Below are 21,714 nucleotides of genomic sequence, written 5' to 3'. Positions count from 1 at the left end.
GAAGAATGCAGCGGACCAGACCCGAACGCTACCACCCCGTTCCGCGAAAAAGCTCGAACCACTCTGGATTGCACTTCTCGATCAGCTCGATCTTCCACTGGCGCGGCCAGCGCTTCAGCGACTTCTCGCGCTGGATGGCGTCTCGAATGTCGAAGTGCTCCTCGTACCAGACCAGACGCTGCACGCCGTAGCGGCTGGTGAAGCGCGAGCCTTCGCCAGATTTGTGCTCCGGCATGCGGCGGTGCCAAGATCATTGGTGACGCCGATGGAGATCGTGCCGCGCTTCTGGCGCGCGGTCATCTAGGCATAGCCGATCATGGTTGAAGGGTAGCTGGCAGCGTTGCGGATACAAGCGCCATTCTGAGCCGCTGCATTCTTCGGCCTGGGTAACGGCATGGATCCTAGGGTCTGCGCCGCGTCGCTTCGCTCCTTGCTCCGCCCTAGGATGACGAAGTGGAGGGGTGTTTCGGCCAATCTCCAACCTCTGCGATATGCCACTGAGATTCGCTGCTGAAAGGGGCTGTGGACCTTCGCTGCCGGCCGGTCGGCAGCCAAATCTCCAACGCTGGCGATTGGCCAAATCCCACCACGCCTTCGTCATCCTAGGGCAAGCAAGGAGCGGAGCGACGCGGCGCAGACCCTAGGATCCATGCCGTTACCCAGGCCGAAGAATGCTACGGCTCAGAATGGCGCTTGCACGCGCAACCGTGCTCGTTACGCTTCCGCGTCGCTTCGCTCCTGCTCCGCCCTGGGATGACGAAGGCATGGTGGCCTGTGGCTAATCTCCAGCGCCGCGCTCTTCGGCTGATGTCACAGCAGGCTTTTTCCGCTATGACCGCCTGAAGGACTCGTGAAGCGCTGCTTCACGGTCTATCTTCGGCATAAGTCGTCGAACGAAAGGGCAGGAGATGAGCAGCACAATCCGCGAAGCCGATCTTAGTGCCGACAGATTGGGACCTTCCAAGATCACGCCGCTGCCGGCGCGCTCCGCCGCCAACGCGCCGGCGCCGCAAGCGCACGGCATTGCCCGCAACCCCGGCATGAAGCTCGATCTCGGCTTCATGGAATCGATGCGCAGCGTCAACCGCTCGGCGCTGGAACGGCGTGTCGCCAGCCTGACCAAGCGGCGCTCGATCAAGGCCGACAACCAGGCAGCCTGGCTGCTGCGCGCCGTCGCCTGCATGGACCTGACCACGCTCAACTCGAACGATACCGAGGAGCGCGTCCGCCGGCTCTGCGCCAAGGCGGTCAATCCGTTCCGCCGCGACATCGTCGAAGGCCTCGGCATTACGGGTGAAAAGATCCGCCCGGCGGCGGTCTGCGTCTATCATCCCTTCGTCGCCACCGCCGTCGATGCGCTGCGCGGCAGCGGCATCCATGTCGCCGCCGTATCCACCGCTTTCCCGCACGGCCTCACTCCGCTTTCGACGCGCCTGCAGGAGATCGAAGCCTCGGTGAAGGACGGCGCCGACGAGATCGACGTCGTCATTCCGCGCGGGCTGGTTTTCGCCGCGAAATGGCAGGAACTCTATAACGAGATCGTCTCGATGCGCGCCGCCTGCGGCGAGGCGCATCTCAAGGTCATCCTCGGCACCGGCGACCTCGCCACGCTGCGCAACGTCATGCTGGCGTCGATAGTGGCGATGATGGCGGGCGCCGATTTCATCAAGACCTCGACCGGCAAGGAAAGCGTCAATGCGACGCTGCCGGTCGGCCTCGCCATGGTGCGCGCCATCCGCGCCTATTTCGAGGAGACCGGCTACCTCATCGGCTTCAAGCCGGCCGGCGGCATTTCGACCGCCAAGGCTTCGCTCGACTGGCTGGTGCTGATGAAGGAAGAGCTCGGCCGGCGGTGGCTGGAGCCAGATCTGTTCCGCTTCGGCGCGTCGAGCCTTTTGACCGACATCGAGCGCCAGCTCGAACACCATCTGACCGGTCACTATTCGGCCAACCATCGCCACGCGATGGCGTGAGGCGGGTGAAGGCCGTGAACGTCGAGTTCCGTGGCGCCCCCCTCTGTCCTGCCGGACATCTCCCCCACTTGTGGGGAGATTGGCTGTCATCGGCGATTTCGCCAACCATCAACGTTGCAGAATGGCCGCAGCCAAACATGAAGTCCGATCTCCCCCCTTGTGGGGGAGATGTCCGGCAGGACAGAGGGGGGCGCGACGGAACGCCCACCAAGACGACTATCGGGAGCGCTCCATGAACATTCTCGAACGCTATCATGCCATGGATTACGGCCCGGCGCCGGAGGCCCGCAACGAGGCCGATGCCTGGCTTGCCGCGCGCGATTTTTCGAAAGCCCTGTTCATCGGCGGCGACTGGAAGGCAGCCGCCGGCGGCAGGACCTTCGACACCAGCGATCCATCTTCGGGAAAATTGCTGGCCAAGGTGTCGGATGCCGGAGCTGCCGATATCGACGCCGCGGTTTCGGCCGCGACAAAGGCGTTGCCGAAATGGAGCGCCAGCTCCGGCTACAGCCGGGCCAAGGTGCTCTACGCCATCGGCCGTGCCATGCAGCGCCACCAGCGCCTGTTCGCGGTGCTGGAATCGATCGACAACGGCAAGCCGATCCGCGAAAGCCGCGACATCGACGTGCCGCTGGCCATCCGCCATTTCATCCATCATGCCGGCTGGGCGCAGGCGCTGGACAAGGATTTTCCGGATCAGAAGGGTGTCGGCGTCGTCGGCCAGATCATCCCGTGGAACTTTCCGCTTTTGATGCTGGCCTGGAAGATCGCGCCGGCGCTCGCCGCCGGCTGCGCGATAGTGCTCAAGCCGGCCGAGTTCACGCCGCTCACCGCCATCCTGTTCGCCGAGATCTGCGAACGATCAGGCGTGCCGAAGGGTGTCGTCAACATCGTCCAGGGCGGGCCGGAGGCGGGCGCGGCAATCGTCAATCATTCCGGCGTCCAGAAGATCGCCTTCACCGGTTCGTCCGAGGTCGGCAAGATCATCCGCAAAGCCACCGCCGGCTCGGGCAAGAAACTGTCGCTGGAACTTGGCGGCAAATCGGCCTTCGTCGTCTTCGAGGACGCCGATCTCGACAGCGCCGTCGAGGGTCTGGTCGACGGCATCTGGTTCAACCAGGGCCAGGTCTGCTGTGCCGGCTCGCGGCTGCTGGTGCAGGAAGGCGTCGCCGAAGCCTTTATCGCCAAGGTCAAGACACGGATGAGCCGGCTGCGCGTCGGCAGCCCGCTCGACAAGAACACCGATATCGGCCCGCTGGTCGACCTGACCCAGCTCGATCGCGTCAGGGGTCTGGTCGCCGCAGGCGCCAAACAGGGCGCCATCTGCTGGCAGCCTGATGTGGCGCTGCCGGCTTCCGGCTATTATCACCTGCCGACGCTGGCGACAGGCGTTTCGCCGGCCAACATCCTGGCGCAGGAGGAGGTGTTCGGGCCGGTGTTGGCGACCATGACCTTCCGCAACACCGAAGAAGCGATCGAGCTCGCCAACAACACGCGCTACGGCCTGGCCGCTTCGGTGTGGAGCGAGAACGTCAACCTCGCCCTGCACGTGGCGCCGCAATTGAAGGCCGGCGTCGTCTGGGTCAACGGCACCAACATGTTCGACGCCGCCTGCGGCTTCGGCGGCTACCGCGAGAGCGGTTTTGGCCGCGAAGGCGGGCGCGAGGGCATGTTCGAATATCTCTCGGCGAAACTGCCGCTCGGCCCGGTCGTCAAGCCGGCACCGGCTTCGACACAACCCGTCGAGCAGGCCGAAGGCGACGCCATCGATCGCACGGCAAAACTGTTCATCGGCGGCAAGCAGGTGCGGCCGGACGGCAATTATTCGCTTGCCGTCGCCACCGCCAAGGGCAAGCTTGCCGGCGAGGTCGGTCTCGGCAGCCGCAAGGATATCCGCGACGCCGTTGCGGCCGCACGTGCCTGCAAAGGCTGGCCGGAGGCCACCGCCTATAATCGCAGCCAGGTGCTCTACTATCTGGCCGAGAACCTGTCCGGCCGTGCCGACGAATTTGCCGCCCGCCTCACGGAGCTGACCGGCGCCACCGCCAAGGCCGCGCGCGAAGAGGTCGAGCTGTCGATCGAGCGGCTGTTTCTCTATGCCGGCTTGGCCGACAAGTTCGAGGGCCGCGTCCATCAGCCGCCGGCCCGCGCCGTCACGCTGGCACTGCACGAGCCGGTCGGCGTCGTCGGCGTCGTCGCATCCGACAATGCGCCGCTGCTCGGCCTGATCTCGCTGGTGGCGCCGGCGCTGGCCATGGGCAACACCGTGGTCGCGGTGCCTTCCGAAAAATATCCGCTGCTCGCCACCGACCTCTACCAGGTCATCGAATATTCGGACGTTCCGGCCGGCGCCATCAACATCGTCACCGGGCGCACTGCCGAGCTCACCGGCGTGCTGGCCAAACACGACGATGTCGACGGGCTCTGGGTGTTTGCCGATGCCGAGACCTGCGCCAAGGCGGAAGCCGAGTCCATCGGCAATCTCAAGCGCGTCTGGACCGGCAACGGCCGCAGCCTGGACTGGGCGTCGGCGGGGGCCGCCGGCGATGCCTTCCTGCGCCGTGCCGTCGAGGTCAAGAACGTCTGGGTGCCTTACGGCGACTGAGCCCGTGTGTAGATTGCAATTGTCGACGTCGGCGTCGCCCCTCATTGCCCTGCCCGTCCTCCGCAGCAGCTGCGGAGGGTGGACCGGGCATTTCTCCCCGTATAGTGACGGGGAGAAAGAAGCTGGCCGCAGCCTCGGCGCACATACTGCAATGTTGGAGGGGCAGCGCCAAGGCCCGGGTGAGGGATACCCAAGAGATCTCCGGGCTTGACGGGCCAAAAGATGTTCTTTACCGAGAAAAAACATTTGCCCCTAAGCGAACAGCAATACAGGAGGCATGATAGTGCCTATCTGGCACATTGCGCCTTGGCCGCGGGCCGGTAAAAGCCGGGCGGCCACAGAGGAGAAAAGCATGGCGGATCTGGCAGGCAAGATCGTTGTCGTCACGGCGGCGGCGCAGGGCATCGGCCGGGCGAGCGCCCTGGCTTTCGCCAGGGCGGGCGCTGTTGTCCACGCCACCGACATCAACGAGGTGATGCTCGCCGAACTTGGCAAGACTGCTGGCATCAAGACCCGCAAGCTCGACGTGCTGAACGACGAGGCGGTTGAAACCGCCTTCGCCGAGATCGGCGCCGTCGATGTGCTGTTCAACTGCGCCGGCTTCGTCCACTCCGGCTCGATCCTCGAGATGAAGGACGCCGATCTCGACTTTGCCTATGACCTCAACGTCCGCTCGATGATCCGTACCATCCGCGCCGTGCTGCCCGGCATGCTGGAGCGCGGCGACGGCTCGATCATCAACATGGCGTCGCTGGCCGGCTCGACCAAGGGCGTGCCCAACCGCTTCGTCTATGGGCTGACCAAGGCTGCGGTCATCGGCCTGACCAAATCTGTTGCCGCCGACTATGTCGGCAAGGGCATACGCTGCAATGCCATCTGCCCGGGCACGGTCGAAAGCCCGTCGCTGGAGGACCGCATGCATGCGCAGGGCGACTACGAGGCTGCCCGCGCCGCCTTCATCGCCCGCCAGCCGATGGGCCGCCTCGGCACGCCCGAGGAAATCGCCGATCTCGCCGTCTATCTGGCCGGTGCGACCTATACGTCGGGACAGGCTTATAATATCGACGGTGGCTGGTCGATCTAAGAGGCCATTTGAAAACTCTGATCCATCGGGCGCTGACGCGGTTTTCTGCGCTTGCCCAGGCTCTCGTACTTTAAGTACGCTCCGCTCCGGTTTCTCGAAACCACGCCATTCGCCTCAGCGGAGCGAATTTGCAAACGGCCTCTGGTCGCAACTGGGAGAAAAATTCTATGAAACTGCTGCGCTATGGCGAGGCGGGGAGCGAACGCCCCGGCCTGCTCGATGCGGATGGGACAATCCGAGACCTCTCCGCCCATGTCACCGACATTGCCGGCAAGGCGCTCGACCCGGCATCGCTCGAGACGTTGGCAAAGCTCGATCCGAAATCGCTGCCGGCAGTTTCCGGCAAGCCGCGCATCGGCGCCTGCGTCGCCGGCACCGGCAAATTCATCTGCATCGGCCTGAACTATTCCGACCATGCCGCCGAGACCGGCGCGATCGTGCCGCCGGAGCCGATCATCTTCATGAAGGCAAGCTCGGCCATCGTCGGGCCTGATGACGACGTGCTGATCCCGCGCGGCTCGGTCAAGACCGACTGGGAGGTCGAGCTTGGCGTGGTCATCGGCAGAAAAGCCAAATACGTCACCGAGGCCGAGGCGCTGGATTATGTCGCCGGCTATTGCGTCGCGCACGACGTTTCCGAGCGCGCCTTCCAGGCAGAGCGGCAAGGCCAGTGGACCAAGGGCAAGTCCTGCGACACGTTCGGGCCGATCGGCCCGTGGCTGGTCACCAAGGACGAGGTCAAGGACCCGCAAAACATTCCGATGTGGCTGAAGGTCAACGGCAAGACGATGCAGAACGGCTCGACCAAGACCATGGTCTATGGCGTCGCCTACCTCGTCTCCTATCTCAGCCAGTTCATGTCGCTGCATCCGGGCGACATCATCTCGACCGGCACGCCGCCCGGCGTCGGCCTCGGCATGAAGCCGCCGGTGTTCCTGAAGCCCGGCGACGTCGTCGAGCTCGGCATCGAAGGGCTGGGCATGCAGAGGCAGACGTTCAAGGCGGACGAGTAGGCGCTTCACTTTGGCAAGTTTGCGCCGCCCCTCATCTGCCTGCCGGCATCTTCTCCCCGTATAGTGGCGGGGAGAAGGACGAAGCTGCAGCGCTGACGCCCCCCTCTCCCCGTCTCTATACGGGGAGAGGGTAAGGGTGAGGGGCAGCGCCAACCTTTGCCGCAACCCTACTTCAGCACCTTGCCATCCGCTCCGAACCGATAAGTCCTTGCCGGATCCGGCGTTGCGTAGAGCGTGGCACCGGGTTCGGCATTGTAGACGCCGAAGATGCGCACGGTGATCAGCCCGGCCTTCTCGCAGTCGAGATAGAGGTTGGTGTCGGCGCCGAGATGCTCGGCATGGACGACCGTGCCTTTCCAGGCGCCGGATTTCGCATCGACGGTCAGGTGCTCGGGACGGACGCCGATGGTCCTGGCCGTCTCGCCAAGCCTGGCGCCATCGACGAAATTCATCTTCGGCGAGCCGATGAAGCCGGCGACGAATTCATTCGCCGGCGAATTGTAGAGTTCCATCGGCCCACCGATCTGTTCGATCTTTCCCGCGTTGAGCACGACGATCTTGTCGGCCAGCGTCATCGCCTCGACCTGGTCGTGGGTGACATAGATCATCGTCGCCTTCAGCCGGCGATGCAGTTGCGCGATCTCCAGCCTGGTGTTGACGCGCAGCGCGGCATCGAGATTGGACAGCGGCTCGTCGAACAGAAAAAGCTTGGGTTCACGCACCACGGCGCGGCCGATGGCGACGCGCTGGCGCTGGCCGCCGGAGAGCTCGGCCGGGCGCCTGGCGAGATAGGGCTCCAGCGACAGCATCGACGAGGCGATGCCGATGCGGCGGTCGATCTCGGCCGCCGGCGTGCCCGCCTGCTTGAGGCCGAGGCCCATATTGTTCTTCACCGTCAGATGCGGGTAGAGCGCATAGGTCTGGAACACCATGGCGATGCCGCGTTTGGCCGGCGGCGTTGCGGAGACGTCCGCTCCGTCGATGACCACACGCCCCGAGGTCGAATCCTCCAATCCGGCGATGACCCTGAGCAAGGTCGACTTGCCGCAGCCGGAGGGGCCGACGAAGACGACGAATTCGCCGTCGGTCACTTCGAGGTTGATGCCCTTCAGCACCTCGACCGGCCCGAAGGCTTTTTTCACATTCTCGATGTTCAGCGAGCCCACGGCTTCGTTCCTGTTCTAGAGTTTGACTGGTCTAGAGTCTGATTGGGGCGCCGCTGCGCACGCTCTCATCGGCGGCAAGGCAGACGGCGAGCGACTTCACCGCGTCGTCCATGTGGCGGGAAAGATCAATATCCTCGCGGACCGCCTTGAGCAGAAAAACCTGTTCGCGGTCGCAGAGATCCTGATGGCCGGGTTCGCCTTCCATCGACAGCATCTCATCCGCTTTGGCGAACTTGCCGTCCGCGCCGGTCGCCGCGCTGTGCAGGCGGAGGGTCGAGGTCTTGGTATGGGTGTCGATGTCGTCGGATCTGACACCCTCTTTCATGACGATCGACACGCAGCCCTTGGGCGAGATCACGTCCTTCACGAAGAACGCCGTCTCCGAGATCATCGGCCCCCAGCCGGCCTCGTACCAGCCGACCGAACCGTCATCGAACAGCACCTGCAGATGACCGTAATTGTACATCGAGGGCGCGATTTCCTCGGTCAGCCTCAGCCCTATGCCGCGCACCTCGACCGGCCTGGCATCGGTGATCTGCAGCATCACGTCGAGATAATGCACGCCGCAATCGACGATCGGCGACGTCGTCTGCATCAACTGCTTGTGCGTCTCCCAGTTATGGCCTGAGGATTGCTGGTTGAGGTTCATGCGGAACACGTACGGACCGCCCAGTTTTCGCGCCTCGGCGATCAGCCTGATCCAGGACGGGTGATGGCGCAGGATGTAGCCGATCACCAGTTTTTTGCCGTTGGCCTTGGCCGCAGCGACGACGCGTTCCGCATCCGCCACCGTCGTCGCCAGCGGCTTTTCGACAAAGACGTGGCAGCCGGCCTCGAACGCCTTGACCGCATAGTCTGCATGGCTGTCGGAATAGGTGGCGATGCAGGCGACATCGGGTTTTTCGTCGCGCAGCGCCTCGTCGAAGGAACGCCTGATGCCATAGCCGGAAAGCCCGGCCGGCAACGGCACATCCGAGCGGTTGACAAGTGCGGCGATCTGGAAGCCCGGGTTGGTGTGATAGGCCAGCGCATGGCTACGGCCCATATTGCCGAGGCCGGCGACGACGACGCGAAGGGGTTTTTGCGAGCTCACTTGACCGCTCCCGAGGTGATGCCGCGGATCAGTTGCCGCGAGAAGATGACGTAGAGGATCAGCACCGGCATGATCGCCAGCGACAGCGCCGCCAGAATCGCGTTCCAGTTGGTGACGAACTGGCCGAGGAACAGCTGGGCGCCGAGCGTCACCGTCTTGGTTTCCTCCGACGGCGCCAGGATCAGCGGAAACCACAGATCGTTCCAGATCGGGATCATGGTGAAGACGGCGACAGTCGCCATTGATGGCCTGACCAGCGGCAGCACCAGCCGGAAGAAGATGGTGTATTCGGACAGGCCGTCGATGCGTCCGGCATTCTTCAGATCGTCGGACACCTGTTTCATGAATTCCGACAGGATGAAGACGGCGAGTGGCAGGCCTTGCGCCGTATAAACCAGGATCAGCGCCGTCAGCGTGTTGACCAGTCCGCTCGCCACCATCAGCTGCAGGATGGCGACGGTGCCGAGGCGGATCGGGATCATGATGCCGAGCGCCAGATAAAGCCCCATCAGCGAATTGCCGCGAAAGCGGTATTCCGACAGCGCGAAGGCGGCCATCGCACCGAACAGCAGCACGAAGAACAGCGAGGCGACGGTGACGACAAGGCTGTTCTGGAAATAGTGGATGAAGTCGCCCTGGCCGATGACGGTGGTGTAGCCGATCAGGTCGAAGGTTTTCGGGGTTGGCGGCGTCAGCGGCGCGCCGAAGATGCCCGCGCGGGACTTAAACGAATTCATGATGACGATGATCACCGGAAACAGCGCGATCACCGTGTAGGTCAACAGCACCGCATGGGCGCCGATGGTGCGGGGCAGGGAGCGGGTAGCCGTGCTCATCTCGGGCCTCAGAACTGGTAGCGACGCAGGCGCGTCTGGACGAGGAAGAGATAGACGCAGACGCCGCCAAGGATGATCAGGAACATCATCGTGGCGATCGCCGCGCCCATGTTGGGATCGCCGATTTGCAGCTGGAAACCGAAGAAGGCGCGGTAAAGGAAGGTGCCGAGGATATCGGTCGAATAATTCGGCCCGGCCAGCGCGCCTTGCGCGGTGTAGATCAGGTCGAAGGCGTTGAAATTGCCGACGAAGGTCAGGATCGAGATGATGCCGATCGACGGCAGGATCAGCGGCAGCTTGATCTTCCAGAACTGCGACATGCCGGTGATGCCGTCGCATTCGGCCGCTTCGATCACCTCGTCGGGGATCGACAGCAGCGCCGCATAGATCAGCATCATCGGAATGCCGATGAACTGCCACACCGAGATCAGGCTGAGTGTGGTCAGCGCATATTGCTCCTTGCCCAGCCACGGTGTGAACAGACTTTTCAGGCCGACAAGATCCATAAGGTTTGGCGCCACGCCCCATAGCGGCGACAGGATCAGCTTCCAGGCGAAGCCGACGATGACGAAGGACAGGATCGTCGGCACGAAGATGGCTGTCCGGTAGAAGGCGGAGAATCTCAACCGCGGGCTTGAGAGAAGCGCCGCCAAAAGGACGCCGATCGGGTTCTGCACCAGCATATGAATGATGAAGAACCAGACATTGTTCCTCAGCGCATTCCAGAAACCCACGGACCAGTTAGGATCGCCGAACAGCGTGCGGAAGTTTGCCAGTCCCACGAAGACTTGGGACTGGTCTATGTTGCGGAACAAGGAGAGCTGCAGCGTGCCGGCCAGCGGCAGGATCATGATCGCCGTATAGACCAGCACTGCCGGCGCCAGAAAGACGCCGATGTGCCAGCGGAACGGTCGTTTCGGTGCTGCGGCCATGCGTTCGGTCCCCGCCGATCAGGTTCTTGCAATTGCCGCCAAAGGGCGCGGCGCCTCCCTCCCCCTCGAGGGGAGGGTGCCTCGCGAAGCGAGGCGGGTGGGGTCGCCCGAGCAGTGCGCCATCGTGTTTTCGATCGCGCCTTCCGGCAACGACGAAGCCGCGGCCTCCCTCAACCGACCCCCTCTGTCGCCTCCGGCGACATCTCCCCCTCGAGGGGGGAGATAGCTGTCCGCCGCGCTCTTACTTCGCCGGCTTATACCAGCTGTCGAGGCCGTCCTGCAGCTTCTTTGCGGCAGCTTCCGGCGTGACGGTGCCGTTGATGACGTTGGCCGATTCAACCCAGGTCTCGTTCTCGAGGTTCGGCGTGCCGCGCCCCAGGATCTGGTAGGTCGAGCGGATCGTCGACTTGCACTTGTCGCGCCAGGAGACGAATTCCTGGGCCAGCGGGTCTTCCATCTTCACCGGCGTGTTGTTCAGGCTGAAGAAGCCCGGCAGCGCGTTGGCGTAGATAGTGGCGAAGTCCGGCGAGGCGACCCAGGACAGGAAGGTCTTGGCTGCATCGGCATTCTTCGACGCCGCATTCAGACCCATGCCGATATCGGTGTGGTCGGAGATGTAGCAGGTGTCGCCGGCCTTCTGCACCGGCGGCGGGAAGGCGCCCATCTTGAACTGGGCTTGGGTGTTGAACAGCGCGATCTCCCACGAGCCGGCAGGGTAGATGGCGGCGCGGCCAAGCGTGAACAGGTTCTGGCTGTCCGGATAGGTCTGTGCCTCAAAGCCGTCGCCGAGATAGGGCTTCCATTTGGCGAGTTCGGCAAAGGGCGCGACCCACTGCGGGTCGGTCAGTTTTTGCTCGCCCTTGATCAGCGCGGTGCGGCCTTCCTCGCCCTTCCAATAGTTCGGGCCGATGTTCTGGTAGCCCATGGTCGCGGCTTCCCAGAGGTCCTTGGTGCCCATCGCCATCGGGATGTAGGTGCCGTCGGCCTTGATCTTGTCGAGCGCGGCGTAGAACTCCTCATTGGTGGTCGGCACCTTGATGCCGAGCTGGTCGAAGGCGTCCTTGTTGTAGATGAAGCCGTGGATGACCGAAGCCATCGGCACGCAGAAGGTCGCCTTGCCGTCGTCGGTCTGCCAGGCGGCCTTGGCGACGTCGGAAAAATTCTCCATGCCCGGCAGCGCCGACAGATTGGCGAGGTTGCCCTTCTTGAAAAGTTCCAGCGACTTGTCGAACGGGCGGCAGGTGATCAGGTCGCCGGCCGAGCCGGCGGCGAGCTTGGCGCCGAGTGCGGCGTCATATTCGGTCGGTGCCGACGGCGCGAACACCACCTTGATGCCGGGGTTCTTGGCTTCAAAAGCCGGGATCAGCTTGTCCTTCCAGATGGCAAGGTCGTCGCCGCGCCAGCTTTCGATGTTGAGCGTTACGTCCTGGGCATAGGCCATTCCGGCGGAGCCGAGAATGCTGGTGCCGAGAAGCAGTGCCGTCAGTAGTTTCGTTGTCATGCTCAGTCTCCCTGTTGACCTTTTTCAGGTTCGGTTTTGAGAACAGAGGCTTTCTGCCTCATGCTCCCCTCAATCGCGGAAAGGGCCGGGCGCAGCTTCTGGCCGGTCCCTTCCAGTATCTTCTCGGCCGCATCGGCATTGGCGGCGCCGGCGGCGAGGAGAATGGCGGTCTTGACGGCGCCGCCGCTCTTTTCGAGCAGGCGCGCCGCATCCTCCTTGTCGCGTCCGCTGATGACGGCGACGATGCGTGTTGCGCGGTCGCGCAGCTTGATGTTGTCAGCCATGAGGTTGACCATATAGCCGTCATGGACATGGCCAAGATGGATGGCGGCCAGCGTCGACAGCATGTTGAGCGCGATCTTCTGGGCGGTCCCGGCGCCCATGCGCGTCGAGCCGGCGATCAGCTCCGGCGGCGTTTCGAGCAATATGGCGATATCGGCCAGCCGAAGCAGCGGCGCATCCTTGTTGTTGGCGATGGCGATGGTCGCCGCACCCCGGCGCCTGGCGTCCTCGATCGCCGTGACCGCATAGGGCGTCGAGCCGCTGGCCGAGACCGCGATCAGGCAGTCGCCCTCGCCGATGCCGGCAGCGGCAACCGCCGCCGAGGCTTCTTCGGTGTCGTCCTCCGGCCCTCCGGCCAGTGTCTTGAAGGCATCGTCGCCGCCGGCGATCAGGATGGCGATACGGTCGCGCTGAATGCCGAAGGTACCCGGCAGTTCCAGCGCATCGGCCAGCGCCATCAGGCCCGAGCTGCCGGCCGCCGCGTAAGCGAGCTTGCCGCCGCTGTTCAGCCGGCTGGCGATGATTTCGGCTGCCTTGGCAATGGCGGGAATGGCGCCGCGCACCGCCTTGGCGGCCTCGATCTGCGCGCTGGCCAAAGAGGAAAGGATTGCGTCCGGAGCCTGGATGTCCAGCCCCTCGGCATTCTGGTGAAGCGCTTCGGTGCGCGTTTCGGCCATCCGCTTTCCCTCCAATCCAGAAAACAATACCAAAAAAATACCACTTGTCCACACGCATTAGCGACTTCCCTGCCCTGAAATCGCCGTTCAGGCAAAATATGGTGGTTTTTCAATCAACTACGCCTTAATCTTTTTGAAACGGAAATTAATCCTTGGCTATTGGTATTTTATTGGTATTATCCGCCCGGAGGAGAAATCGTGTGAAATTCGTGCTTGGCATCGATGGCGGCGGCACCAGCTGCAGGGCGGCCCTTGCAACAGCGGACGGCACCGTCATTGGCCGCGCCAAGAGCGGCGCCGCCAACATCCGCACCGATCTAACCGGCGCCAGGGCCAACATCGTCGACGCGGCGCGGCAGGCCTTTGTCGCCGCCGGACAAGACCCCGAACTGATCCCGCAGACCCCGGCCATCCTCGGCCTCGCCGGCGCCAATGTCGGCACCTACAGGCAGCAGCTCGAAGCGATCCTGCCGTTCAGCATCAGCCGCGTCGAGACCGACGCCGAGATCGCGCTGGAAGGCGCGGTCGGCTCCGGTGACGGTGCCATGGCCATCCTCGGCACCGGCACCGCCTATATGGCGCGCAGACAAGGCAAGTCGCGCGCCATCGGCGGCTGGGGTTTCCAGGTCGGCGACCAGGGCAGCGGCGCCCGCATCGGCCGCGACCTGCTCGAACAGACGCTGCTTGCCTATGACGGCATCCGCCAGGGGTCGCCGCTGACGCAGGCCATGCTCGCCATCTTCCGCGACAATCCCGAGGATTTGGTCGAGTTCACCACCAACGCAAAACCCGGCGATTTCGGCGGCTTCGCGCCAAAGGTGTTCGACCATGCCGAAAAGGGCGACGCCGTCGCCAACTGGATCCTCGACAAGGCGGTCGCCGACGTCGAGGCAGCACTTGGCGTGCTCGATCTCGGCGACGACGATCCGCTCTGCCTGCTTGGCGGGCTGGCGCCGTTTTACGCGCCGCGCCTGTCGTCGCGCTACCGGGCGCTGCTGAAGCCGCCGCTCGACGATGCGCTGGGCGGCGCGGTGCAGATGGCGGTCCGTGTCTTCGCCAAAGCGGCGGAGGCAACGCGATGAGCGAGGCCGCCGACCAGATTTTCGCCACGCTGAAACAGTCGTCGCAAAGCGGCGCGCCACTCTATCTGCAGCTCAGGAAGAGCATCGAGGACGCGGTCAATCGCGGCCTGATCGGGCCGGGCGACGCGCTGCCGTCCGAGCGCGACATCGCCAGCAAAGCCGACATTTCGCGCGTCACCGTGCGCAAGGCGGTGCAGGATCTGGTCAAGGGCGGCATCCTCGTCCAACGCCACGGCTCCGGCACCTTCGTCGCGCCGCGAATGGAACGCGTCGAGCAGTCGCTGTCGCGGCTGACATCCTTCACTGAGGACATGGCGCGGCGCGGCATGGCTGTGCGTTCGGCCTGGCTCGACCGCGGCCTCTACGCGCCCTCGCCGGACGAGATGATGGTGCTCGGCCTGTCGTCGAACGAACTGGTGGCGCGGGTGGCGCGCCTGCGCATTGCCAACGACACGCCGCTGGCGATCGAGCGCGCCGCCCTCTCGGCCAGCGTGCTGCCCGACCCGGCGGCGATCGGTTCGTCGCTCTACGCGGCGCTGGAAACGACGGGGCTGCGGCCGGTGCGGGCGGTGCAGCGCATTTCCGCCGCCAATCTCGGTGACGACGACGCGCGCCTGCTCGAAGTGCCGCCTGGCATTGCCGCCCTGCACATCGAGCGTATTTCCTATCTGGCGAGCGGCAAGGTGATCGAATTCACCCGCTCGATCTACAGGGGCGACGCCTATGATTTCGTCGCCGAACTCCGGCTGAGCGGGCCGGGCGAAGAGGGCCGGCCATGAGCGCGACAATTACCCATATGCGGCGCGAGATCGAGGAGATCCCGGAGGCGACCGCACGCCTGCTCGACGGCTCGGCAGCGGTGCTGACCGAGGCCGGGCGCGGCATCCGCGAGCGCGATCCGCAGTTCGTCGTCACCGTGGCGCGCGGCTCGTCCGACCATGCCGCCACCTTCATGAAATATGCCGTCGAGCTGACCGCCGGCCTTGCTGTTGCGTCGGTCGGCCCGTCGATCGCTTCGATCTACGGCGCCAAGCTCAAGCTGGCCGGCTCAGCCTGCCTGGCGATCTCGCAATCGGGCAAGAGCCCGGACATTGTCGCCATGGCGCAAACCGCGAGAGCCGGCGGTGCCCTGACCGTCGCCATCACCAACACCGCCGATTCGCCGCTGGCGCGCGCCTCCGATTATGCGATCGACATCCTGGCCGGCCCGGAACGCAGCGTTGCGGCGACCAAGACCTTCGTCAATTCGGCTGTCGCCGGCCTCGGCTTGATGGCGCATAGCACCGGCGACGATAAGCTTCTGGCAGCACTTGCCCGCTTGCCGGAGCATTTTCGCAAGGCGATCGCCTGCGACTGGATGGCGCTGGCCGGTGCGTTGGAGACGCCGAAATCGCTGTTCATCCTCGGTCGCGGTCCGTCCGCTGCGATCGCCAATGAAGCGGCGCTGAAGTTCAAGGAAACCTGCGCCATGCATGCCGAGGCCTATAGTGCTGCCGAAGTGATGCATGGCCCGCTGGCACTGGTCGGGCCGGATTTTCCGGTGCTGGCGCTCGCCGCCCGCGATGCTTCCGAGCCATCGATCGCAGAGGCCGCCGACAGCCTGGCGGCCAAGGGTGCGGCCGTCTTCGTGACTTCGGACCAGGCGAAAAGCGCTCAGCACCTGACGCATGTCGCCACCGGCCATCCGTTGACCGACCCACTGGCGCTGATCGTGTCCTTCTATGGCTTCGTCGAGGCCTTTGCCCGTCATCGCGGTCTCGATCCGGACACGCCGCCCCATCTTCGCAAGGTGACGGAAACCATATGAGCGACCGTTTTGCCCTGACTGGCGCCCGGATTTTCGACGGCGACGACTGGCACGATAACGCCGCCCTAGTCGTCCGCGACGGTTTGGTCGAGGCCATCGTTGCCGCCGGCGCCGTTCCATCCGGCGTTGCGCGTATCGAGATCGACGGCGGCATGCTTGCGCCGGGCTTCATCGACCTGCAGGTCAATGGCGGCGGTGGCGTCATGCTCAACGATCATCCCGACGTCGCCTCGATCGAAGCCATCTGCCGGGCGCATGCGCCTTTCGGCACGACGGCACTGTTGCCGACGCTGATCACCGACACGCCTGAGATCACCGCCGCCGCGGTCGCCGCCGGAGCGGAGGCCGCGCAGCAGAAGGTGCCGGGCTTTTTGGGTCTGCATCTCGAAGGCCCGCATCTATCGGTCGCCCGCAAGGGTGCGCATGACCCGGCGCTGATCCGGCCAATGTCAGATGCCGACCAGGCGATGCTGATTGCGGCGCGGAAAAACCTGCCAGTGCTGCTGACCACGATCGCGCCGGAATCCGTCGACACCGTGCGCGTTTCGGCGCTCGTCGAGGCCGGCATCGTGGTCAGCCTCGGCCATTCCGACACCGGCTATGCCAAGGCGCGCGCGTTCGCCGATGCCGGCGCAACAATGGTCACCCATCTGTTCAACGCAATGAGCCAGATCGGCAATCGTGAGCCGGGTCTGGCGGGTGCCGCCATCGATACAGCCACATTGTTTGCCGGCATCATCGCTGACGGCATCCATGTCGATCCCGCCACCATGGCCATCGCGCTGCGCGCCAAGCAGGGCCCGGCAAAAATTTTCCTGGTCACCGACGCCATGGCGACGATCGGCACCGATATGACCTCGTTCACGCTGAACGGCCGCACCATCTATCGCAAGGACGGCAGCCTGCGGCTTGCCGACGGGACGCTGGCGGGCGCCGATCTCGACATGATCTCCGCCGTGCGCTTCGTCCACCGAGTTGTCGGACTGGAGCTTTCGGAGGCGCTGCGCATGGCTTCGCTCTATCCGGCGCAGGCGATCGGCCAGTCGCACCGGCTCGGGCGGTTCGCCAACGGCACCTCCGCCGATATCGTTGCGCTGTCGGACGAATTGGACGTCAAGGGCGTCTGGATAGAAGGCGACAGGGTTTTCGAGGCCGGTGTCGCAAGGGGCGCCTAAGGTATCAGCTGTTCGGCCCGCAGCCTGAAGCGGGTGGGTTGCTCATATGTCCCTCTTGTCCTCAATCCCCTGAGCTTGCGCCGGAAGCCGCGGCGCGGCCCGGTCTCGCCGGTTCGGCAGCAGGCGGCGCACGGCGGGCGCGGCCGCCACATCGTTCCTGGCGGCGAACAGCTCGTGGTTCTTCTCTATATCGTCAAGCTTGTAGCGATAATTGACCATCAGGCCATGCGCCTGACGCAAGGCGCGGAGCGACAGGTCGCCGAAAAGATCGATGCGCTCCAGCCGCGCGCCATTGCCGAGATGGAACCGGGCGACCGGGTCGATCACCTTGCCGGAGGCGGTGCGGGCTTCGAGGAAATACTGCGCCGCAAGAGGAAGCAGGGCCTGGCCTACGCGGTCGCGCGCGGCAGCGTCCGCATGCCAGCCCTCGTCGGCGACGAGGTCTAACACTTCGGCGGCGGAGGGTATGGTTTCAGTCTGCTCAGCCAGCCAACGGGCAAAGCCCGGCACCGGGGACAGCGTGACGAAATCGGTCAAGCCGGGAAGGTCGCGGCGCAGATCCTCGACCACCTGCTTGATCAGAAAATTGCCGAAGGAAATGCCGCGTAAGCCCTCCTGGCAGTTGGAGATGGAATAGAACACCGCTGTCGTGGCCTGCCGTGGCTGCACCAGCGGCCGCTCGTCGGCAAGCAGCTCGGCGATCGTCGTCGGCATCGCCCGGGTGAGCGCGACCTCGACGAAGATCAGCGGCTCGTCGCCGAGCTGCGGATGAAAGAACGCATAGCAGAGCCGGTCGTCGGGTTCGATCCGGCGGCGCAGATCGTCCCAGGTGTGGATGGCGTGCACCGCCTCATAGCGGATGATTTTTTCCAATATGTTGGCCGGTGTCGACCAGTCGATCCGCCGCAGCACCAGGAAGCCGCGGTTGAACCACGACGACAGGAGGTGCGTGAAATCGGCATCGACGATGGCGAGATCGGGCGATGTGGGCAGCCGGGCAAGCAGATCCTCGCGCATGCGCACCAGCGTCTCGATGCCGCCGGGCGCCAGGTTCAGGCGGCGCAGGAGCTCCTGCCTGGCCGGCTCGGCGGCGTCGTGCAGGGCAAGTGCCGAGCGATCGTCGGGCTCGGCGCGATAGGCATCCACCGCGGCGGCAAGCCTGGCGTGATCAGTGCCGAAACGATCGCGCAGCACATGCAGGAAAGCCAGCCTTCCGTCGGCGCCGAGGATGCGCCAGCGCTCCAGGATTTCCCTTGCATAGGCGACACCCGATGCCTCGCCCTGGCTGGAAAGCAGACGGGCGCACAGACGCCCCAGGCTGTCGGCCGAGACCGGCTCGTCACCGCGCACGAGGTTCAGCATCATCCGGCCGCGATCGGCGATGGTGTTCAGCAAATCAGCGAAGAAAGGGCTGCGGTTCATCAATCCGACCGTCGAAGAGGAGCCTGCGGGAGGGTCCGGAGAGGCATGAGGGTGAGACAGAGCATATGGGGCCGCATGTCACGAGCACAAGCGCACCGGCGTCGGCCAACGAATTCCTGACCGGCTGAAGAGACGGCGCGTTCTGGTAACGACGCCGGCAGCGTCAACCGGCCGCCTGGTCGGCCGCTGTCCTGATCGCCTCGATGTTCGCCCGATAGGCTTCGACGCTGCCGCCCTTGAAGATGGATGCACCGGCGACCAGCACGCTGGCGCCGGCGGCGGTGACCAAAGGTGCTGTTTGCGGCGAGATGCCGCCGTCGATCTCGATCCGGATCGGCCGATTGCCGATCAGCGCTTTCACCCGCTTCACCTTGTCGACGACCCCCGGAATGAAGGCCTGGCCGCCAAAACCCGGATTGACGGTCATGATAAGGATCAGATCGAGCCGGTCGAGCACATATTCGATCGCCGTTTCCGGCGTCGCCGGGTTGAGCGACACGCCGGCCTTCTTGCCGAGGTCCCTGATCGTCTGCAGCGAACGGTCGAGATGCGGCCCGGCCTCGGCATGCACCGTCATGCCGTCGCAGCCGGCTTCGGCGAAGGCCTCCAGATAGGGATCGGCCGGCGCGATCATCAGATGGCAGTCGAAGAAGGCCTTGGTGCGGTTGCGGATCGCCTTGATCACCGGCGGACCGAAGGTGATGTTGGGCACGAAGTGCCCGTCCATGACGTCGAGATGGATCCAGTCGGCGCCGGCCGCCGCTACCGCCTCGACCTCGTCGCCGAGCTTCGAAAAATCCGACGCCAGCAAAGATGGCGCGATCAGGATCTTGTGAGCCATGTTCGCTTCCCGTTCTTGAGCCCGCCTTCGCCTACCGCATCGGCCCGATAATCGGAATCCAATTTGCGGAAAGCACGAAGCGAAGATTCAAAGCCTTGAGACGCGTACTTTGACGTCGCTCTAATCGTCTCAGCGCCGCTTGTCGACAGGAATCCGGCGCCGGTGGCTGTTGCACAAAGATGGGTTGTTGCACAAAGGAGAGAGGCAGCGTCGGCCACCTCTCTCCCTGTTCAAGCGTCGCGATTTCAGTTCACCGGATGCCGCGGCCTGGCCAGTCGTGGCAGTAAGACCCTGCCGCTGCCTTGCTTCACTTTTTGCAGATTGGGCTTTTTCACAGGTTGCTTGGGCACGCAGTGTCCACGCACCAGTTTTTCGGTTGCCCGGCAGGCGGTGATGATCAGCGGGTTCTTAACGCATGCCTTGCCGACCAGATGATAGCCGCGCTTGCAGTCGATAATGATGGGGGTATTGCGCACGCATCTCCCGTCGATGCGTTGTTCGTTGCGCTTGCACCTGTCGGCGATCACTGCATTGCGCACGCATTTCAGGCCGACCTGATGGTAACCGGGCAGGCAGTGGATGCTGACCCCAACGCACTTGCCGTTGACACGCTTTTCGGTGCTGCGGCAGGCAGCCACGAGCGGCCTGTCGACGCATTTGCCACGGATCAGCCTCTGGCTCGGCAGGCATGTGCGGCCGGCATCGATGACGACCGGCGGAAGTTGCGGTTTGCCGGGATTGGGTCGCGTATCGACCGCCAGACCATCGCCATTCGGATCAAAATTGCGCTTGATACAGGTAAAATCCTCGCTGCTGTTGTCGACGGTGGCGATCGAACCGTTCTGCTTGATCTCCTGCAGGGTGCACTGGATCGAGCGGGTTCTGACGATGCTGAGCTCGTGTGCGGCACTCGCCTTGAACACACCGCCATCGTTGAAGGCGGCCGTCGTGCCGGTGAAGAATGCGCCGTTCGAGCAGCTGATGCGGTAGTGAAACGCACCCGGCGCATCGCGCTCAACTTGGAACGCCACCTGACCCTTGCGTGGGCAGAGTTTTTTGAAGCCAGCGCTGTCCGAGACAGTGACCTCTCCCTGCCAGTCCGAATGCGCCGGCGGGTTTTCGGGGTTGTCCTGACGTGCGTCGGTGAAGCCGCCCCCGCCCGCGCCGGTGCAATGGACGGTGATGTCCTTCCAGCCGTCAAATGGTTCGAACGGACCGATGCCGATGATCTCGGTCTTGTATTGGAAGTAGGCGGTGGCGCCGACATCCTCCCATTTCTCGTAGGTGCCGAAATAGCCATTCTTGGTAGCGTCGTATGACGCCCACGCCTGCTGCACCTCGGAGGTGATCGGCCCGTCGTTCTTCTGGCGCCAGATGCGCATCGACACAGGCCCGGCCTGGTTAGCCTGCGCCCGGCTCGTGACCTTCAACGACGGGCAGACCGTACCGAGCGTCGAGCCGGTCTGGTTCGACTGGTAGGTGGTCAGGAACAGCTTGACGTTGCCCACGTCGAATTCGCCGAAATCATTGGCGACGTCCTGAACCGGCGGCTTGATGACGGGGTCGCAGACAACCTGGACGTCGAACGATACGTGCTCGGCATAGTGCGAGTCGTACAGCGGATGGGGCCAGCTGCCGCCCTGGGCCTCGCTGACCGCATTGTCCATATCGAGCGCCGTGTCGGTCAGTGCCGAGAAGCTCGCATGGAAGCTGTGCGTGAACGAGTAAGACTTTGTCGGCCCATCGGGCTGGAGGTGCTGGTTGCACCTGGCAATGATCTGGTCGCCGTAAGGCACGACGGCGATACCGGTGTCCGACGACAGCGGTATTATGGAGGGATCGAAGTAGAAATTTTCCTGATGATCGTAGTCGCGGCTGACAGGTGACGTGCTCCAGATCGGCGGAAACGCGCCGCACTGGCCCGGTCCACAAACGCCGAGCGCCACGCCGACATCCTGCACATAACCTGGCCACCATGTGTTGAGCTTCATGTGGCCCCAGAACTGGACGTTGCCGCTCTTAAGCGTGTCCCATTTTTGCTTGTCGCTGGAGCCGACATGGATCGTCGTGTTGGCGCTTTCGGTGTTGAACGACATTGACTTGATGTTCGCCTGCTTGGCGAAGGCCGGTGTGGTGGCGAGCGCGGCTGCGATCAGGGCGACGGTCGCCGCCGTGTTGCGAAAAATATGCTTGGTTGAAGACATCTTCTCTCTCCCTGAAATGTT

17 protein-coding genes and 1 pseudogene are annotated in these 21,714 nt (G+C 64.0%); 8 read left to right on the top strand and 10 right to left on the bottom strand.

Features of this window, described 5'->3' with window-relative positions; genetic code table 11:
• Window positions 1–28: 28 nt before the first annotated feature.
• Window positions 29–300: pseudogene (locus AC0L3L_RS22510) on the bottom strand (GIY-YIG nuclease family protein).
• 608 nt (window positions 301–908) lie between these two features.
• Between AC0L3L_RS22510 and deoC the strand changes: the two are divergent.
• From deoC to AC0L3L_RS22490, 4 genes are all read left to right on the top strand, one after another.
• Window positions 909–1,973, top strand: a complete 1,065-nt coding sequence (deoC, locus tag AC0L3L_RS22505) for a deoxyribose-phosphate aldolase (protein WP_473639139.1) — start codon at window positions 909–911, stop codon at window positions 1,971–1,973.
• Window positions 1,974–2,205: 232 nt separating this feature from the next.
• Complete coding sequence (locus tag AC0L3L_RS22500) at window positions 2,206–4,578, top strand: aldehyde dehydrogenase family protein (RefSeq protein WP_473639138.1); 2,373 nt, start codon at window positions 2,206–2,208, stop codon at window positions 4,576–4,578.
• A gap of 352 nt (window positions 4,579–4,930) precedes the next feature.
• The gene (locus AC0L3L_RS22495; protein ID WP_473529319.1) at window positions 4,931–5,662 is read left to right on the top strand and encodes an SDR family oxidoreductase; all 732 of its coding nucleotides are present in this window, start codon (window positions 4,931–4,933) and stop codon (window positions 5,660–5,662) included.
• Between the two features lie 167 nt (window positions 5,663–5,829).
• The gene (locus tag AC0L3L_RS22490) at window positions 5,830–6,675 is read left to right on the top strand and encodes a fumarylacetoacetate hydrolase family protein (protein WP_473639137.1); all 846 of its coding nucleotides are present in this window, start codon (window positions 5,830–5,832) and stop codon (window positions 6,673–6,675) included.
• A gap of 167 nt (window positions 6,676–6,842) precedes the next feature.
• Here AC0L3L_RS22490 and AC0L3L_RS22485 read toward each other — a convergent pair whose 3' ends face one another.
• From AC0L3L_RS22485 to AC0L3L_RS22460, 6 genes are all read right to left on the bottom strand, one after another.
• Window positions 6,843–7,841: an ABC transporter ATP-binding protein gene (locus AC0L3L_RS22485; RefSeq protein WP_123146060.1), complete on the bottom strand. Its 999-nt coding sequence runs from the start codon at window positions 7,839–7,841 to the stop codon at window positions 6,843–6,845.
• A 31-nt stretch (window positions 7,842–7,872) separates the two neighbouring features.
• On the bottom strand, window positions 7,873–8,934 hold the full coding sequence (locus AC0L3L_RS22480) for a Gfo/Idh/MocA family protein (RefSeq protein WP_473639136.1): 1,062 nt from the start codon (window positions 8,932–8,934) through the stop codon (window positions 7,873–7,875).
• Window positions 8,931–9,770 carry a carbohydrate ABC transporter permease gene (locus AC0L3L_RS22475; RefSeq protein ID WP_254017701.1) on the bottom strand — a complete coding sequence of 280 codons (840 nt, stop codon included), beginning with the start codon at window positions 9,768–9,770 and terminating at the stop codon, window positions 8,931–8,933. Before AC0L3L_RS22475 ends, AC0L3L_RS22480 begins: the two co-directional genes overlap by 4 nt.
• Window positions 9,771–9,778: 8 nt before the next feature.
• Entirely contained in the window at window positions 9,779–10,702 is a 924-nt protein-coding gene (locus AC0L3L_RS22470; RefSeq protein WP_473485651.1) for a carbohydrate ABC transporter permease, read from the bottom strand.
• Between the two features lie 241 nt (window positions 10,703–10,943).
• Window positions 10,944–12,203 carry an ABC transporter substrate-binding protein gene (locus AC0L3L_RS22465; RefSeq protein WP_473639135.1) on the bottom strand — a complete coding sequence of 420 codons (1,260 nt, stop codon included), beginning with the start codon at window positions 12,201–12,203 and terminating at the stop codon, window positions 10,944–10,946.
• A gap of 2 nt (window positions 12,204–12,205) precedes the next feature.
• Window positions 12,206–13,162: an N-acetylmuramic acid 6-phosphate etherase gene (locus AC0L3L_RS22460; protein ID WP_473639134.1), complete on the bottom strand. Its 957-nt coding sequence runs from the start codon at window positions 13,160–13,162 to the stop codon at window positions 12,206–12,208.
• Between the two features lie 200 nt (window positions 13,163–13,362).
• Here AC0L3L_RS22460 and AC0L3L_RS22455 point away from each other — a divergent pair, with 200 nt between their 5' ends.
• The 4 genes from AC0L3L_RS22455 to nagA are packed head-to-tail and all read left to right on the top strand — an operon-like array spanning window position 13,363 to window position 17,226.
• Entirely contained in the window at window positions 13,363–14,244 is an 882-nt protein-coding gene (locus AC0L3L_RS22455) for a glucosamine kinase nucleotide-binding domain-containing protein (protein WP_473639133.1), read from the top strand.
• Window positions 14,241–15,023, top strand: a complete 783-nt coding sequence (locus tag AC0L3L_RS22450) for a GntR family transcriptional regulator (protein WP_473639132.1) — start codon at window positions 14,241–14,243, stop codon at window positions 15,021–15,023. The genes AC0L3L_RS22455 and AC0L3L_RS22450 overlap by 4 nt, the downstream gene beginning before the upstream one ends.
• The gene (locus AC0L3L_RS22445; RefSeq protein WP_473639131.1) at window positions 15,020–16,051 is read left to right on the top strand and encodes an SIS domain-containing protein; all 1,032 of its coding nucleotides are present in this window, start codon (window positions 15,020–15,022) and stop codon (window positions 16,049–16,051) included. Before AC0L3L_RS22450 ends, AC0L3L_RS22445 begins: the two co-directional genes overlap by 4 nt.
• The gene (nagA, locus tag AC0L3L_RS22440) at window positions 16,048–17,226 is read left to right on the top strand and encodes an N-acetylglucosamine-6-phosphate deacetylase (protein WP_473529326.1); all 1,179 of its coding nucleotides are present in this window, start codon (window positions 16,048–16,050) and stop codon (window positions 17,224–17,226) included. Before AC0L3L_RS22445 ends, nagA begins: the two co-directional genes overlap by 4 nt.
• A 42-nt stretch (window positions 17,227–17,268) precedes the next feature.
• Here nagA and AC0L3L_RS22435 read toward each other — a convergent pair whose 3' ends face one another.
• From AC0L3L_RS22435 to AC0L3L_RS22425, 3 genes are all read right to left on the bottom strand, one after another.
• Window positions 17,269–18,648 carry a malonyl-CoA decarboxylase gene (locus AC0L3L_RS22435; RefSeq protein WP_473639130.1) on the bottom strand — a complete coding sequence of 460 codons (1,380 nt, stop codon included), beginning with the start codon at window positions 18,646–18,648 and terminating at the stop codon, window positions 17,269–17,271.
• Between the two features lie 163 nt (window positions 18,649–18,811).
• Window positions 18,812–19,489, bottom strand: coding sequence for a ribulose-phosphate 3-epimerase (gene rpe, locus AC0L3L_RS22430; RefSeq protein WP_473485658.1), 678 nt, complete (start codon window positions 19,487–19,489; stop codon window positions 18,812–18,814).
• A 245-nt stretch (window positions 19,490–19,734) separates the two neighbouring features.
• Window positions 19,735–21,693 (bottom strand): EB domain-containing protein, encoded by a 1,959-nt coding sequence (locus AC0L3L_RS22425; RefSeq protein ID WP_473639129.1) that lies wholly within the window; start codon window positions 21,691–21,693, stop codon window positions 19,735–19,737.
• Window positions 21,694–21,714 lie beyond the last annotated feature (21 nt).

The organism is Mesorhizobium sp. WSM4849 (genome assembly GCF_055811385.1).
This window is presented reverse-complemented; position numbering and strand designations above follow the sequence as displayed.